Genomic DNA, 14,603 nt, shown 5'->3' on the forward strand with positions numbered 1-14,603 from the left:
CATGGCCGATTCTAAAACCATATTGATTGCAGAGGATAGCTCTGTTATTCTGAATCTTACGAAGAAAATACTGGAATTGCAGAACTACACGGTAGTGTCGGCGAAAAACGGCGGGGAAGTTCTCAAGAAGGTACAGGACCAGAAAATTGACGCTATTCTCATGGATTTAAACATTCCGGTGAAAAACGGGATGGAATGCACGAAAGAAATCCGGGCGAGCCAGGATCCGCAGATCGCCAAAATTCCGATCATTGCCGTAACCGGGAACGCGAACAACTACACATTAGAACAATTCAAAGAAGCCGGTATCAACGCTTACTTGCCTAAGCCTTTGGATTTTGACATGCTGGTGCAGACCGTAAAAGAATACGTGCACTAAGACAGCTTTACTTTTTTTACAAGCATATGCAGCTGAAGTATACCCGGCCTTTTTTAAACCGGTTAGAAGATATTTTTGCCGAGTCTGAATACATGCTGCGGTATGAGAAAGGTACTTTCAAATCTGGGTTCTGTATTTTGAAAGACACCAAAGTAGCGGTAGTAAACAAATACTTCCCCTTGGAGGGGAAAATCAATTGCCTTGTAGAGATTCTCCGGGCGGTGGACCTAAGCCCGGAGAGCCTGCGCCCTGAAAGTCAGGAGCTGTACCTGGCTATAAAACATCAAACCATAACCTCTGCGTGAAAGTAACTTTCTTAGGATCTGGCACCTCACAGGGCGTACCCGTCATTGGCTGCGAATGTGAGGTTTGCCGTTCCTTAGATTACAGAGACAAGCGCCTGCGGGTCTCTATCCTAGTGGAGGTTGACGGTAAATCCCTTATTGTGGATACCGGGCCCGATTTCCGGCAGCAGATGCTCAGGGAACGTATTAAGCGGGTAGATGCCGTGCTTTTCACCCATGAGCACAAAGACCACACCGCCGGGCTTGATGACATCAGGGCCTTCAACTTCATGCAGCACATTGACATGCCCCTCTACGCTGATCAGCGGGTGCTGAACCAATTGCAGCAGGAATTCAGCTACATCTTCACCAACCACACCTACCCCGGAGTGCCCCGCGTGGAGCTACACCCTATCCAGAACGAACCGTTTAAGGTGCACGGCATTACCATCACCCCTATTAATGTGTTGCACCACAAACTGCCGGTCTTCGGGTTCAGGATCGGGGATTTCACCTACATCACAGATGCCAATTACATCTCGGCCGCTGAAAAGGAGAAAATAAAAGGTTCTAAAATAGTGGTGCTGAATGCCCTGCGCAAAGAACCGCATATCTCCCACTATTCCCTTTCAGAAGCCATCTCTGTATTGGAGGAACTGGCGCCTGAGCAGGCTTACCTCACGCATATCAGTCATTTATTGGGCCTGCACCGGGTGGTGGAGAAAGAACTGCCTTCTTTTGTGAAGCTGGCCTATGACGGGCTGGCCCTTACCTTATAAACGTGCACCAGAATTACTTCTTTTTACGAAAACTAGCCCAGAAACTGGACTCAGAACTGCGCGGCTTTACCCTGCAGGCGGCCTTCAGCCAGGAGAAAGACGAGCTGATGCTGGCTTTCTTCCAGGGTGAGCGGGAGTTTTACATCAAAGCCATCCAGACCTCAACGTTTTCCAGTCTACAGTTTCCGCAGACTTTCAACCGGGCCCGGCAGAACTCGGTAGACCTTTTCCCGGCTTTGCTGGGGCAGGAGGTAATGGAGGTGCGGGTCCACCGGCAGGAAAGAAGCTTTTTCATCCGGTTCACGAACAACCTGGTCCTGCTGTTCAAACTTTTCGGGAACCGGTCAAACGTGGTGCTGTTTGACCACGACGTAGCCGTAGAGCTTTTCCACCGGAAACTCTCCAAAGACCTGGAACTGGATTACCGCCAAATGGACCAGGACTGGCACCTGGAAAAGGAGGCCTTTCTGCAGGCGCCTCAGAACCTCAGGAAGATGCTGCCCACCCTGGGCGACGTTCCCTGGTTATATCTGCAGGAGAATGGGTATGCAGCGCTACAGGCGGAGGAGCAATGGGAAATGGTTCAGGAGATGCTGGCCAAACTGGAGAACCCCTCCTACTACCTTATTTCCCACCAGAAAATGCTGCGGCTCTCCTTGCTTCCTTTGGGAGACATCCTGGAGACTTTCTCTGACCCTATCAAGGCCCTGAATGCGTTTGTACCGCAGTACCGGTCTCAGGAGTACTTCCAGAAGAATTATGCGGCCACACACAAGCAAATTAGCCGCCAACTGGAAGGCGCACAGAAAATATGGTGGCAGATACAGGAACAGCTGGAAAAATGGCACCACGGCACCCCATATGCCCAAACTGCCGATGTCATCATGGCCAACCTCACCAACATTCCGGCGGGCACCAAAGAGATAGAGCTTTATGACTTCTACCAGGATGCTTACCGCCTGATTAAGCTGCACCCCACAGAAACGCCGCAAAAAACTGCCGAGCGGCTTTACCGGAAGGCTAAAAACCAGAAGATTGAGCTTCAGTTGCTAGAGGAAAGGGCTACCCGTAAGGAAGAGGAAGTGGAACGCCTTACCCGCCAACTGCAGGAACTGGAGCGCCTGGAGACCGCGCAGCAATTGCGCCAATTCTTGAAACAGTACACGCCCACCCAAGCGGCTACGCAGGTGGACTTGCCCTATTATGTCTTTGAGACCATGGGGTTCAAGATTCTGGTAGGCAGAAATGCCAAGGCCAACGACAAGCTCACTCTGAAACACACGCACAAAGATGATCTCTGGCTGCATGCCAAGGATGTGCCCGGCTCGCACGTGGTCATTAAATTCCAACCCGGGAAAGCCTTTCCGGCGCCCGTGCTGGAAGCCGCGGCCCAATTGGCGGCCTTCTACTCCAAACGTAAAAACGACAGCCTCTGCCCCGTGCTGTATACCCCAAAAAAATACGTCAGGAAGCCCAAAGGGGCCACACCGGGGTCTGTCATAGTTGAACGCGAGAAAGTGCTTCTAGTGAAGCCTGAGAACCCTTTCCGGCAACATATGGGTTAATTCTTAATAGTAGCTTTAAGCATCATTTGAGAAAAACAGCCATAAAACAGAAGCGCCCCTTGGTTTACCATGGGGCGCTTCTGTTTTATGGCTTAAGATCGGTTAGGAATATTGCAGCAGTTGAAGTGTTTAACCAGGATTTCGGTAAGGCTATCCTCCGTGAGGGGCTTGGTAAGGATGCCCGCCAGGTCAAACTCATCAGCCAAAGCAAGGTCTCTTTGATGCCTGGAAGACGAAAGGAGAACCACCTTAGGAGCGCACCTGAATTCCTTTTCTTTGCAGGCCTTCAGGAAATCAAAACCGTTCATAATTGGCATGTTGATGTCCAGCAGCACCAGGTCAAGCCAGCACTCCTTTACATGTTCCGTGGAGCAGTCCTTTAGAAGCATCTCACACGCTTCCTGACCATTACTGGCGGTTATGATACTTTCGGCGCAGTCTAACTTCTCCAGTAGATTAGCATTAAGAAAGGTAGCAATTTCATCATCATCCACCAGAAGGACTCTCTTAAGTTTATTCATCAATATCTTATTAACCTAAGCCTGAAAGTTAAATAGCAATATGCCCAATCACAAGACTCCCTCACCAACCCGAAACAAAAAAGCCTTGTGACTTTTGAGTCACAAGGCTTTTTTGTTTTAACAGTGCGCGCGGGGAGATTCGAACTCCCACACCCGTAGGGCACCACCCCCTCAAGATGGCGTGTCTACCAGTTTCACCACGTGCGCAAAGCACAAACAAGGCTTTTCCTCATTTGGTGGTACAAATGTATTGTATCATTTTTTTTCCTGCAAGTGGTTTTCAAAATCTTTTGAAAGGTTTCGGATTGGTTTACTAACTGCACCACTTGGACCAGCCTGCAAGCCTTACCTTGGCTCTTCAATTTAAAATTGATTTTGTTAGTGATAACGAGGCAGCATTCATCGCACTCTCATTCAACTAATATATCCATCTCTTACGGCTAAACATTCTTGCCTGAAGCGCGTCAAAATACAAATACATGCGGGTTCCTTGAGTACTTAAAATAATACATCCTTTTTATCTCCTTTTTGAAAAGTAAGCTAAAAATGAACATACACGAGTAATAACAAAATTGAAACTTCAATTGGACTACACATATCTCAAACACTTATAGCATAGAAACCTTTGAACAAAGAATATTTTTTAAATTTTCAACTGCATTATTAAGGAACATACAATACATATTATACAACACAAAGAATAGTCATTTTTACTAATCAACCCTTGTACACTTTACCTACAAACATACTTTCAGCCCATACACAAACAAGCACTTGTATATTAACTTCCTCAATCATTACTACCGAATATAACATAATGTATTTAATAAAAATTATTTCATTAAATTCTTATCATTTGAAAAAATTTCAAACCTCGCCGAAGCAAATTTTTAATAAACAATTCAACTTAACAAAGATTGTAACATACATAAAATTTCAACACTACAGCAAATCATCACAAACACAAACTGTTAAAAAAATAAAATGCTTAATTATTATATTACAACATTAATCAAATAACAAAATAATATCAGATAAAGCAAACAATAGTTTACTAAGTGAGTTTTATAAGAATGAAATCATCAAAAGGTAAACAGGCTTTCAATTCCATGAAAGACTTCTACCAAAATCCCATATCAATATTTATAAATAAAAAAACAAAATAATCTTCTCCATAATTTTAATTTAAACCACCTTTTAGCTTTTGGCAAAAATCAATTTGTCTACAGCACCTTACAGGATGTCAAATGTTCGTCAATTTTTTTAATCAAAATGGTTTGTGCTTAATATAAAGACTAGTACCAATAACTTCTAAAAACTTATTCCGTATAAAATGAATCATCAAATCAGGGCTATCCATTTGGCGTCCAAAGCCATCATAGTTGGTGAACCAGGGTTGAGGAGTCCTTTTCCTCCTCATTTCTGAGGCTATTCAAAATCAAAGGCTGTACTACTTAAACTTGTTTTCCAAGTACACCAACTCTATGGGCTTATCATCAGTAAATTATACATAAACACCTAATACTTCCCTTTAAGTTTTAACTAGCAGTGTTCTTCAGTGTATGCCTGCCAAATCGCTTTGCATCCTCACATCAAGATGTATTTTGCTAATTTCTTTGACAAATCTGCTTTTGAATAAGACCTCAGAAATTATTTTCTATTGAATTTCAAAAGAATTAGGAAACCAGCCTCCATCACGTTGAACTTACAAGCTTCTCTTACCAACAAACCGAACCCTAGTATCGTAAGACCACTATCTGGAATTAAAGCTCCTTATCATCACCTGGCATTTCTGTTTATTCCTTAAATACTAGTTTTAGATTTAAGTTAACATTTTGTTTAATCAGGAATATTCCTGTTCAATATTATACATAGAGAGGTTTAAATAAAACCAATAGCAATACACATGAATCAGCAGAGAAAACATTGGATTGAGTCTTTTGCGAAGGCTGGCTACATTGCAAAAGGATTCGTATATATTTTAGTGGGGGCGTTAACGGCCATGGCAGCCTTTGGAATTGGGGGCAAAAAAGCATCCAGTTCAGACGCCTTAACACAAGTAAAAGACTTTCCTGCCGGGGGATTGTTATTGAGTATATTAGCGGTTGGTTTAGTGGGATACAGTATCTGGCGTTTTGTACAGGCTATTAAAGACACCGAGCATAAAGGAACCAACGCAAAAGGAATTGGCAAGAGATTGGCTTATGCTTTTAGTGGTGTTATCTACGGCTCTTTAGCGTTTGCTGCTTTTAAAATTCTATCCAGTGGAGGCAACAACTCGGGCGGAGGTGGCTCAAAGGAGAAAGACTTAGTATCTGGTTTATTGGACCAGCCTTTCGGGAAATGGCTGGTAATTATCATCGGTCTAATTACCATAGGTAACGGAATTCGCCAATTGATAAAAGGTACAACAGCATCTTTCATGAAGGACGTGAGAGGCTTACCAAGAGACCGTTTTGATGTCTTAAAAAGGGCTGGTCAGGCAGGGTTTACAGCTAGGGGAATTGTGTTCAGTATTATTGGTTTTTTATTTGTAAGAGCAGCCTGGCTACAGAATCCCCAGGAGGCAGGGGGTACCCAAAGCGCCTTCTCTTTTCTACAAACTTCTCCCTTCGGTAATGTGTTATTAGCCGTAGTTGCGCTGGGTTTAATTGGCTATGGAGTGTTCATGTTTGTGCAGGCCAAATACAGTGATATCTCCATAAATTAACCTGGACCACCCTTGAGACCGGCGGCTCTTGTTCCAAAAAGGACAGGAGCCGCCGGTTTTGTTTTAAGCCAGTTTTTGTAAAAAGAGGCTTAAAATTTCTGTACTCAGTACGCCAGCACCCTCCTCCAGTATATCTTCTGCCGGATACTTGCTAACTTCCGGCCATGCAAACTTTCCCCTTTTATATAGTAGACGTTTTCGCCAGTGCTCCTTACAAGGGAAACCAGTTGGCGGTTTTTCTTCAGGCCGGCAACCTGACCACGGCGCAGATGCAAGGAATTGCCCGGGAGATTGGCTTCGCAGAGTCTTCCTTCATTTTATCAGACGTACCCAAAGCGCAGGGCTTTGACACCCGGATTTTCACGGTGGAATACGAGGTGCCTTTCGCCGGTCATCCTACCTTGGGCACGGCCTACGTTATTCAGCGATTCATCCTGCAGCAGCCGGTGCCGGACCTGCGCCTGAACGTGAAAGTGGGGCAGATTCCTGTGTCACTCTCCTACCAGGATACCCAACTTGATTTCCTGATGATGCGGCAAATCAACCCCACCTTCGGGGAACCGATTTCCAAGGAAAGCATCGCTGACCTGCTGGGCCTTCCCGTGGAGACACTGCATCCCAATTTTCCGGTGCAGGAAGTGTCCACCGGCTTGCCGTTCCTCATCATCCCGCTGCAAAAATTGGAGGACATGAAACAGCTCCAACTGCAGCCCCAGAAACTTCATGCCTTCCTGCAGCAGCACGGCCTCTACAAATCCCAGCGGGCCGATGGGCTTTCTGTGGCTCTTTACTTTTTTTGCCCTGAAACCTATTCCGCAGACCACCAACTGAACGCCCGCATGCTGGCCCTGGAGAACGGCCAGGTGATTGAGGATGCCGCGACCGGCAGCGCCAATGGGTGTTTGCTGGGCTACCTGCTTAAGCACCGTTATTTATCCCAGGATAACCTGGAGCTGCTGGTAGAACAGGGCTACGAGATCGGGCGCAATGCCACCATCAAGCTGCAGGGTCGGGCCCTCGGCGAAGACCAGTTTGAACTTAACGTGGGTGGCCAGGTACAGCTCATCGCGAAAGGAGAATGGTATGTCAAATAGCAAAGCCTTAAACTCACCTATGAAAAAGATTTTTCGGCTCCTGCCGATGATGATACTGTCCGCCGCGTTTTCCAGCAGTTTTGCCCAAACCAGCCCCAAAACAGACTCAGTGTTCGTACTCAGGCCCAGCCAGGTTTTCGATGGGCGCGACCTTCAGAAGAACTGGGTAGTGGTGGTGCAGGGAGAACGAATCCTATCGGCCGGACCTGCCTCTTCGGTTTCAGCGCCGCAGAACGCCCGCACCATAGATCTCTCGGGACAGACCCTGCTGCCTGGATTGATTGAAGGCCATTCCCATCTGCTGCTGCACCCCTATAACGAGACCTCTTGGAACGATCAGGTCCTGAAGGAAGCCGATGCCCTGCGCGTGGCCCGCGCCACTGTGCACGCCCGCAATACGCTGCTGGCGGGTTTCACCACGGTACGTGACCTGGGCTCGGAGGGTGCGGAGTACGCTGATGTTGGCTTGAAGCAGGCCATTGACCAGGGCATCATTCCCGGCCCGCGCATGCTGGTGGCTGGCAAAGCCATGATTGCCACGGGCAGTTACGGCCCCAAGGGGTTTGATCCGGCGTTTGAGGTACCGCAAGGCGCCGAGGCCGCCGATGGTATTGACCACATCACCCGCGTGGTGCGCGACCAGATGGGCAAAGGCGCCGACATAGTGAAAGTGTACGCCGATTACCGCTGGGGAGCCAACGGCGAAGCCTTGCCCACCTTTACCTTAGCCGAACTGAAGCTGATTGTGGAGGTAGCCGCCAGTGCTGGTCGGCCGGTAGTGGCCCACGCCAGCACGCCGGAAGGCATGCGCCGCGCCATTGAGGCGGGGGTAGAAACCATTGAGCACGGCGACAATGCCACCGCCGAGGTTTTCAAGCTGATGGCCAAAAAAGAGGTAGCCCTCTGTCCTACCCTGGCCGCCGGCGATGCCATCCTGCAATATGGCGGTTGGCGCAAAGGACAGGACCCCGAACCGGCCCGCATCTCGCAGAAACGCGCTAACTTCAAAGCAGCCCTCGCGGCCAGAGTGCCCATGGTGGTAGGTGGTGACGTGGGCGTTTTCACGCACGGCGACAACGCCCGGGAACTGGAACTGATGGTGGATTACGGCATGCCTACGCTGGAGGTGCTGCGCGCCGCTACCTCTGGCAATGCCAAACGGTTCCACCTGGACCAGAAACTGGGCACCGTTAAAGCCGGTCTGCTCGCCGATCTCATCTCCATATCCGGTGATCCTACCCAGGACATATCTGCCTTGCGTAAAGTACACCTGGTTATGAAGGGCGGCCAGATCTTCCGCCAGCCATAACCCAGGTTTTCCTAAAAAGAAGAATCCGTTTCAGGCCACCTTTTGATAAAAAGGGTCTGAAACGGATTCTTCTTTTTAGGAGGTTCTTCTAGGGATTCGCGACAAAGGAAAGGTAGTCTCCGTTAGGACTTACCGCCAACCGGGTGATGTTCTTCACCCCTTGCTTTGTAAAATCTGCCACCTCTTTCCAGCGTCGATTGGTACCGGGCCGGTAAACGTATACTTTAGCACCTTGGGCCATCAGCAACCGACCATCGGGGAGCCAGGCGTAATCCTGGGAACCGGGCAGCGCCTGAATGAGGCTCTCCCGTTCGCCGGTTTTCACCTGCACTTGCTTGATCTCAGCCACCGAGTCTGACACGGGCACCAGATAACTCACCGCCTGCTTCCGGGGTACTTTATGCAGGCTCCGCCCGATAGATTCTTCCAGTTTCTCGGTTTGTTTCGCGCCCGGCACGGCCAGGTACATGCCCATGGGCGGCTGATCTGGGAAGGCGGCCACAAAGAGTGAGTCTTGGTTGTACCAGACGTGGTAGCCTATGAGCTGCGGCATGGCCAACAGCAAAGTTGGCTGGCTACTCCCTGCGCTGAGCGGAAAGCGCCACAGTTGCTGTTCCTTACCGCGTACCACTGAAAAGCTCTTCCTGTCCGGCGTGACCAAAGGTGAGTATTCCGCCTCCGGTGTCTTGGTGAGCTGCATGGTTTTCTTTCCGGCCAAAGTGTATTGGTAGATATCGGTTTGCTGCCCATCGCGCTGGGAGGTGAACAGAATGGACTTGCCGTCTGGCGTGAAGCTGGGCTGGTTGTCATAGCCTGGCCGTTGGGTGATGTTGGTGGGCGTGCCTGCCTGGAAGGTTTCTTTGCCGGCTTTCAGCTTAACCAAAAAGATCTCAGTGTCTGGTATCCCCTGCGCCCTAGCAACCGAGGCGAACAGGGTTAGACAAAAAGGAATGAAGCTTTGTTTAAGTGTTATCATGTGGTTGGGTAAAATGCGAGTTCTTTATTTAACATATATATTAAGCCAAAGACACATTCCTACCACAAATCATCTCCCTCCATCTGCTTTGCTTTTCTATCAGCTTCTAATTTAAGTAAACGCGAGAACAAGGCTCCATAAAAGTTTGGAGGCCGTTTTAAGAAAAACGGCCTCCAAATGATTTACACTTCCTCAGCTTTGAATTCTTTCAGTTCCTTCATGGGGCGAAGGAAGAAGTCATTTAGCGGTTTCACTGCTTTCATGGCCTCCAGCACCTCGTCATAGAGGCGGTCGCTGGTAACTACTTCATCTGTGAGCATGTAGGTGGTGTTCCAGCTCTTATGCCGAAGCAAATCTATGGCCGGATTGTCGCTGTCGTAGCCTTTGGGCGTTGTTTTCAGTTTCTCGCCACCAATGCCCGCGTAGTATTTCTTGAACGATGGGTCATTAAGCAGGCCCTTCAACTCCTCATAGTTATAATCGATTTCCTGACGAATTGCCTTCAATTCAGGAGCCGGGGGCATCCAGACCCCACCAGCCAGGAAAGAGCCGTCATTAGGGCTGATGTGCAGGTAAAAGCCAGGGTTAATGGTCTTGCGGCCACCCTCGGCCATGTAGGCGCAGATATGGTCTTTGTAGGGGCGTTTGTCATTAGAGAAGCGCACGTCGCGGTAAATCCGGAACATGAGGTCTTTGGGTTCCTGTCCTTCCAGGGCAGACTCAAACTGAGCGGCTCCCTGCAAAAGGGTTTTCAGGAAAGAAATGAAATCCTGGCGGGCGGCTTCGTAGCGACTGCGGTTCTGCTCAAACCACTCGCGCTGGTTATTCTGGCGCAGATCGCGGATAAAATCTAAGGTAGAAGGTTCTAAATGCTTTTTCATGAGGTCTCGTGAGATAGGCAATTTGCCATGGGTGAGAACAGTTGCGCTGCAAAGTAAGTTCTGCAGGCTTCTGGCGCAAACTGCTTAGGGGATAAAATAGCAGGAACCTGTTCTGTGGGTTATTTTTAGAAATCAGGGCTAAAACAAAGTGTTTCAAGACCTAGCCCAAATTGTCATCTGGCTTCTATCCCACTACAAGTGTATCAGAAAAAAAAGAAGGCCCTTTAGAGGCCTTCAAAAGTGTATCTGATGTTGGTAGAGTTTAATGCTTGTTTTGCCTGAATCGGCCTTAAAGGAACAATGCCAGGTAGAGTTGGCCATCAAAGGAAAGTTACCTTCCGGCGCTGTTGCCCATCACGTACATTTCCTCCAAGGTTGGGTTCACGCTGCCGCCCTCGGGCTCCAGGGTTACCGCGAAGGCCTGCGCCTCTTCAATGGACTTCATTTTGAGCAACGTGGTGTCGGTGGCTTTTACTACGCCGGCGTCAATGGGTTTTCCTTGCGCCAAGGCCCAGAGTTGGTATTGTTTGCCGGTGGGGGCAGCGGGCAGTTTGGCGGGGTCAAAGTAGACTTCCTTGGTTTCCTGGTTCCAGAAAACGGTAGCCTGGGCTTCTGGGTGCTGGGTAACGCCCTTTAACTTTACGGCCAGGGTCTGCGGGTTGCGCAGCATGCCCAACAGGTTCTCAGACTGAAGGCTGCGGGTTTCCAGTTGGCTTACCTGCAGGGCGTATTGCCGGGAGGTCTGCCGGGCACTGATCAGTTCACTGCGGGTCTCTCTCAGATTACTGTACAGGTACACGTTGGCGGCGGCACTGATCAACAGCAAAATCACGGCGGCTATCTGCCACCAGCGGGTGCTTTCTCTTTCTGGGTATTGGGCGGGAGAAGCCGCATTCATGGGTACCACCTTTCCTTCCGAGGCACCGTTGGGCTGTATCGGGGCAGTCTGGGCTTTCAAATGGCGTAGGATTTGGTCTTCAAGCTCAGGGCGGGGCGCTTGGGCATGGGTAAGCGCATAGGCCTCCATGGTACGCAGGCATTCTTCCAGGGCCGTGCGCACCTCCGGATGCCGGGCAGCCATTTCCTCCACTTCCCCACTTTCTGAGGGCGTGAGACCACCGGCTGCGTACAGCTCCAGTACCCCTGAATCTATATACTCCTGTGTATTCAATTCTATTTGATTAATTTGCTCAAAAACTTGATGGCCATCCGGGCCCTGGTTTTTACCGTACCCAGCGGGATGTTCAGCTCTTCGGCCACCTCACTTTGCGTGAACCCGTTGAAGTACATTAAATCTATGATTATCTTTTGGTCTGGGTTCAATTGCTCGGTCATCTCCTGCAACCCAATGTGGTCTGGCTTGATGCCCTCACTGCTCACCATGTGGGAGGTCACGGTGTTTTCCATGGGTTGCGTTTTTGAACCTACGCGATATTGCTTTGAGCGGATTTTATCAATGGCTAAATTACGGGAAATGTTGAGCATCCAGGTAAAGAGACGCCCTTTCTGCTCATCATAGGTGGGGAATGCGGTCCAGATCTTCACAAAGCTTTCCTGCAGAACGTCCTCCGCCACCTCCTCCTGCTTCACTATCCGGAGGATGACCCCGTACAGCGCCGCTGAGTAATTACGGTATAGAAGAGTAACGGCCCGTTGGTCTCGCGCCCGCAATTGCGCAACCAGGTCCTCTTCAGAGGTAATGTGTAAAGTTGTATCCAACAATAAATATCGTTAAGCCAATTGGCGGTGGAGACTAGGCAGGGGCGTGAAAGTTCCATGCTTTACGTAACTCTTTTAACCCAGTTATGTAAAATATGTTTTGAAGAATCCAAACATAAGCAGGAATATCGTCCGTATTATTACGGACAATGCACCAGTAAGTTATTTATCTACTACCTGTAAAGTCCCTGCCAAATATAGTAAAAACCTATGCCTATCCAATCCATCAACCCATATACCAACCAGGTAGAGAAAACCTTTGAACCCGCCTCGGCGCAGGAGATTGAAGAAACGCTGCAGCGCGCCCAAACCGCCTTCCAGGCCTGGCGCACCACCTCCTTTCTGCAACGCTCTACCCTGATGCAGCGCGCCGGCGATGAACTGGCCGGGAACACGGATTACTATGCCAAAATCATTTCCCTGGAAATGGGCAAGCCGCTGGCCCAGGCCCGGGGCGAGATAAGCAAGTGCGCCCTGGTCTGCCATTACTACGCCCAGCACGCCGAGGAATTTTTGCAGGACGAGGAAATCAGGACCAGTGCGGTACGCAGCTTTATTTCCTTTGAGCCGCTGGGCGCCATCCTGGCCGTGATGCCCTGGAATTTCCCGTTCTGGCAGGTGTTCCGGTTTGCGGCGCCGGCGCTTATGGCCGGCAACGTGGGCTTGCTCAAACATGCCTCCAACGTGCCGCAGTGCGCGTTGGCTATCCAGGAGGTATTTGACAAAGTGGGCTTCCCGGAGGGTTGTTTCCAGTCATTGCTCATTGGCTCCAAGGAAGTAGAGCAGCTCATCAAAGACGAGCGCGTGAAAGCCGTGACTCTGACCGGTAGCGAGGGTGCTGGCGCCAAAGTGGCCTCGGTGGCCGGCAACGAGATTAAGAAAACGGTACTGGAATTGGGTGGCTCTGATGCCTTTGTGGTCTTAGCTGATGCCGATGTGGAGGCTGTGGCCAAGAAAGCCGCCAGCGCCCGCCTCATCAACACCGGCCAGAGCTGCATCGCCGCCAAACGCTTTATCCTGGAGAAACCCATTGCCGAGGAGTTTCTGGCCGCTTTTGCCAAAAACATGCAGAAAAAGCGCACCGGCGACCCCTTGCATGACGAAGACATAGACTACGGTCCTCTGGCCCGCGTGGACCTGGCCCGGGAACTCACCGACCAGGTGGAACGCTCAGTTAAGGCCGGCGCCAAACTGTACCTGGAGGGCGGCCAACCCGATCCGGACAAAGCCCTCTTCCACCCTGCCATCCTCACGGATATAAAGCCCGGCAACCCGGCGTACGAAGAGGAGTTCTTCGGGCCGGTGGCTTTGGTGTTTGTGGCCGAGGACGCGGAAGACGCCATCCGGATCGCCAACGACTCTCCCTTCGGGCTAGGTGGTTCCGTCTGGACAAGCGACATCAAGCGCGGGCAGGAACTGGCCCGTAAAGTAGAAGCCGGAGCGGTGTTTGTGAACGCCATTGTGGCCTCAGACCCGGCACTGCCTTTTGGGGGTGTGAAGAAATCCGGCTACGGCCGGGAATTGTCTTATTTGGGCATCAGGGAGTTTGTGAACCAGAAAACCATTTGGGTCAGCGACCCTCAGGAATAACCCAGCAGTTTATAGGTGACGTAGCCCACCCACTCATGGATCAGCTTGGACCATTGCTGAAGCGCCTCGGGGTTAGGGATGAGCAGGTCATCTAAATGGAAACTACGGTCGTGGGTCTGGAAGTCGACGGGGAAAGTGTCGGGTTTCAGGCCCACTTTTTCAAAACAGCCCTTGGCCCTCCGCATATGGAACGCCGAGGTAATGAGCAACAGCTTCCGCAGGTGGGGCTGGGTCTGCAAGAGTTCTTTGGTGAATTGGGCATTCTCGCGGGTATTGCGGCTGCGCTCCTCCAGCAGGATGTCGGCGGCGAGCACGCTGGCGTAGAGCGCCGTTTGCTGCAGGTTACTGGCCTCGGTTCGCTCCACTTCTTTGATGGCCCCGGAACCTCCCGAGATGATGATTTTCTTCAGTTTGCCCATTTTGTAGAGCTGAATGGCATCCAGAATCCGCTCGGCTCCCTCCTGGTAATGCACCCGGTCATGTGGTGATTTATTTACCTCGGTCACACCCGTGAGCACAATACCTGCGTCATAGGTAGGCACGTCTTTCATGAGCACTGCCTCGGGCTCCCAGGCCAGCCAGGCCTCGTTGCTCAGAAATGGGTTGGTGAAAAACAGCATCAACACCAGGCCCGTGCGGAAGGCTAGTCGCTTTTTAGTCTGATTTCTCAGTAGAAGCCCCAAAACGAAAAGGGCAACAATCCAAAACAAAGGGGAAACAAGGTACTGAAGGAGCTTGGAGAGCAGAAAGAACATAGACTATAATAACCTCAACCAAGCCAAACAAGGGTGCACCA

Annotated in this window: 14 protein-coding genes and 1 tRNA gene; 8 read left to right on the plus strand and 7 right to left on the minus strand. The window is 50.1% G+C overall.

Going from position 1 to position 14,603, the window contains the following annotated elements:
• Position 1: 1 nt before the first annotated feature.
• From J3P35_RS14515 to J3P35_RS14530, 4 genes are read left to right on the plus strand one after another with little or no spacing between them, the layout of a single operon-like run.
• Positions 2-379, plus strand: coding sequence for a response regulator (locus J3P35_RS14515; RefSeq protein ID WP_210465297.1), 378 nt, complete (start codon positions 2-4; stop codon positions 377-379).
• Between the two features lie 26 nt (positions 380-405).
• Positions 406-684 (plus strand): hypothetical protein, encoded by a 279-nt coding sequence (locus J3P35_RS14520; RefSeq protein ID WP_210465298.1) that lies wholly within the window; start codon positions 406-408, stop codon positions 682-684.
• Positions 681-1,442 carry an MBL fold metallo-hydrolase gene (locus J3P35_RS14525; protein ID WP_210465299.1) on the plus strand — a complete coding sequence of 254 codons (762 nt, stop codon included), beginning with the start codon at positions 681-683 and terminating at the stop codon, positions 1,440-1,442. The genes J3P35_RS14520 and J3P35_RS14525 overlap by 4 nt, the downstream gene beginning before the upstream one ends.
• A gap of 2 nt (positions 1,443-1,444) precedes the next feature.
• Positions 1,445-3,007: an NFACT RNA binding domain-containing protein gene (locus tag J3P35_RS14530; protein WP_210465300.1), complete on the plus strand. Its 1,563-nt coding sequence runs from the start codon at positions 1,445-1,447 to the stop codon at positions 3,005-3,007.
• A gap of 92 nt (positions 3,008-3,099) precedes the next feature.
• On the opposite strand, the gene J3P35_RS14535 is transcribed toward J3P35_RS14530, so the two are convergent.
• Together J3P35_RS14535 and J3P35_RS14540 are read right to left on the minus strand one after the other, a co-directional pair.
• On the minus strand, positions 3,100-3,528 hold the full coding sequence (locus J3P35_RS14535; protein ID WP_210465301.1) for a response regulator: 429 nt from the start codon (positions 3,526-3,528) through the stop codon (positions 3,100-3,102).
• A 124-nt stretch (positions 3,529-3,652) separates the two neighbouring features.
• Positions 3,653-3,735, minus strand: a tRNA-Leu gene (locus J3P35_RS14540).
• Between the two features lie 1,699 nt (positions 3,736-5,434).
• Between J3P35_RS14540 and J3P35_RS14545 the strand changes: the two genes are divergently transcribed.
• The 3 genes from J3P35_RS14545 (at position 5,435) to J3P35_RS14555 (ending at position 8,641) form a co-directional block, all read left to right on the plus strand.
• Positions 5,435-6,238 (plus strand): DUF1206 domain-containing protein, encoded by an 804-nt coding sequence (locus tag J3P35_RS14545; protein ID WP_246850221.1) that lies wholly within the window; start codon positions 5,435-5,437, stop codon positions 6,236-6,238.
• Between the two features lie 164 nt (positions 6,239-6,402).
• Entirely contained in the window at positions 6,403-7,332 is a 930-nt protein-coding gene (locus J3P35_RS14550; RefSeq protein ID WP_210465302.1) for a PhzF family phenazine biosynthesis protein, read from the plus strand.
• A 19-nt stretch (positions 7,333-7,351) separates the two neighbouring features.
• Entirely contained in the window at positions 7,352-8,641 is a 1,290-nt protein-coding gene (locus tag J3P35_RS14555) for a metal-dependent hydrolase family protein (RefSeq protein WP_246850222.1), read from the plus strand.
• Positions 8,642-8,729: 88 nt separating this feature from the next.
• Here the strand turns inward: J3P35_RS14555 and J3P35_RS14560 are convergent, their stop codons facing one another.
• The 4 genes from J3P35_RS14560 to J3P35_RS14575 all read right to left on the minus strand — a co-directional run bounded on the left by J3P35_RS14560 (position 8,730) and on the right by J3P35_RS14575 (position 12,217).
• Positions 8,730-9,617, minus strand: coding sequence for a TolB family protein (locus J3P35_RS14560; protein ID WP_210465303.1), 888 nt, complete (start codon positions 9,615-9,617; stop codon positions 8,730-8,732).
• Between the two features lie 182 nt (positions 9,618-9,799).
• Positions 9,800-10,498 carry a DUF2461 domain-containing protein gene (locus J3P35_RS14565; RefSeq protein WP_210465304.1) on the minus strand — a complete coding sequence of 233 codons (699 nt, stop codon included), beginning with the start codon at positions 10,496-10,498 and terminating at the stop codon, positions 9,800-9,802.
• Between the two features lie 331 nt (positions 10,499-10,829).
• Complete coding sequence (locus J3P35_RS14570; RefSeq protein ID WP_210465305.1) at positions 10,830-11,669, minus strand: anti-sigma factor; 840 nt, start codon at positions 11,667-11,669, stop codon at positions 10,830-10,832.
• Positions 11,670-11,671: 2 nt separating this feature from the next.
• Positions 11,672-12,217 (minus strand): RNA polymerase sigma factor, encoded by a 546-nt coding sequence (locus J3P35_RS14575; RefSeq protein WP_246850224.1) that lies wholly within the window; start codon positions 12,215-12,217, stop codon positions 11,672-11,674.
• 210 nt (positions 12,218-12,427) lie between these two features.
• Between J3P35_RS14575 and J3P35_RS14580 the strand changes: the two genes are divergently transcribed.
• Positions 12,428-13,807 carry an NAD-dependent succinate-semialdehyde dehydrogenase gene (locus tag J3P35_RS14580; protein ID WP_210465306.1) on the plus strand — a complete coding sequence of 460 codons (1,380 nt, stop codon included), beginning with the start codon at positions 12,428-12,430 and terminating at the stop codon, positions 13,805-13,807.
• Here the strand turns inward: J3P35_RS14580 and J3P35_RS14585 are convergent.
• Complete coding sequence (locus J3P35_RS14585) at positions 13,798-14,490, minus strand: YdcF family protein (RefSeq protein WP_210465307.1); 693 nt, start codon at positions 14,488-14,490, stop codon at positions 13,798-13,800. The two genes, J3P35_RS14580 and J3P35_RS14585, sit on opposite strands and share 10 nt — an antisense overlap.
• Positions 14,491-14,603: the final 113 nt, after the last annotated feature.

Origin of the sequence: Rufibacter roseolus (assembly GCF_017916365.1) — a bacterium.
GTDB lineage: Bacteria > Bacteroidota > Bacteroidia > Cytophagales > Hymenobacteraceae > Nibribacter > Nibribacter roseolus.

Coding starts and splice junctions, on each gene's coding strand:
- J3P35_RS14515 (WP_210465297.1), top strand. CDS start 2: ATGGCCGATTCTAAAACCATATTGATTGCAGAGGATAGCTCTGTTATT.
- J3P35_RS14520 (WP_210465298.1), top strand. CDS start 406: ATGCAGCTGAAGTATACCCGGCCTTTTTTAAACCGGTTAGAAGATATT.
- J3P35_RS14535 (WP_210465301.1), bottom strand. CDS start 3,528: ATGAATAAACTTAAGAGAGTCCTTCTGGTGGATGATGATGAAATTGCT.
- J3P35_RS14545 (WP_246850221.1), top strand. CDS start 5,435: ATGAATCAGCAGAGAAAACATTGGATTGAGTCTTTTGCGAAGGCTGGC.
- J3P35_RS14550 (WP_210465302.1), top strand. CDS start 6,403: ATGCAAACTTTCCCCTTTTATATAGTAGACGTTTTCGCCAGTGCTCCT.
- J3P35_RS14555 (WP_246850222.1), top strand. CDS start 7,352: ATGAAAAAGATTTTTCGGCTCCTGCCGATGATGATACTGTCCGCCGCG.
- J3P35_RS14560 (WP_210465303.1), bottom strand. CDS start 9,617: ATGATAACACTTAAACAAAGCTTCATTCCTTTTTGTCTAACCCTGTTC.
- J3P35_RS14565 (WP_210465304.1), bottom strand. CDS start 10,498: ATGAAAAAGCATTTAGAACCTTCTACCTTAGATTTTATCCGCGATCTG.
- J3P35_RS14580 (WP_210465306.1), top strand. CDS start 12,428: ATGCCTATCCAATCCATCAACCCATATACCAACCAGGTAGAGAAAACC.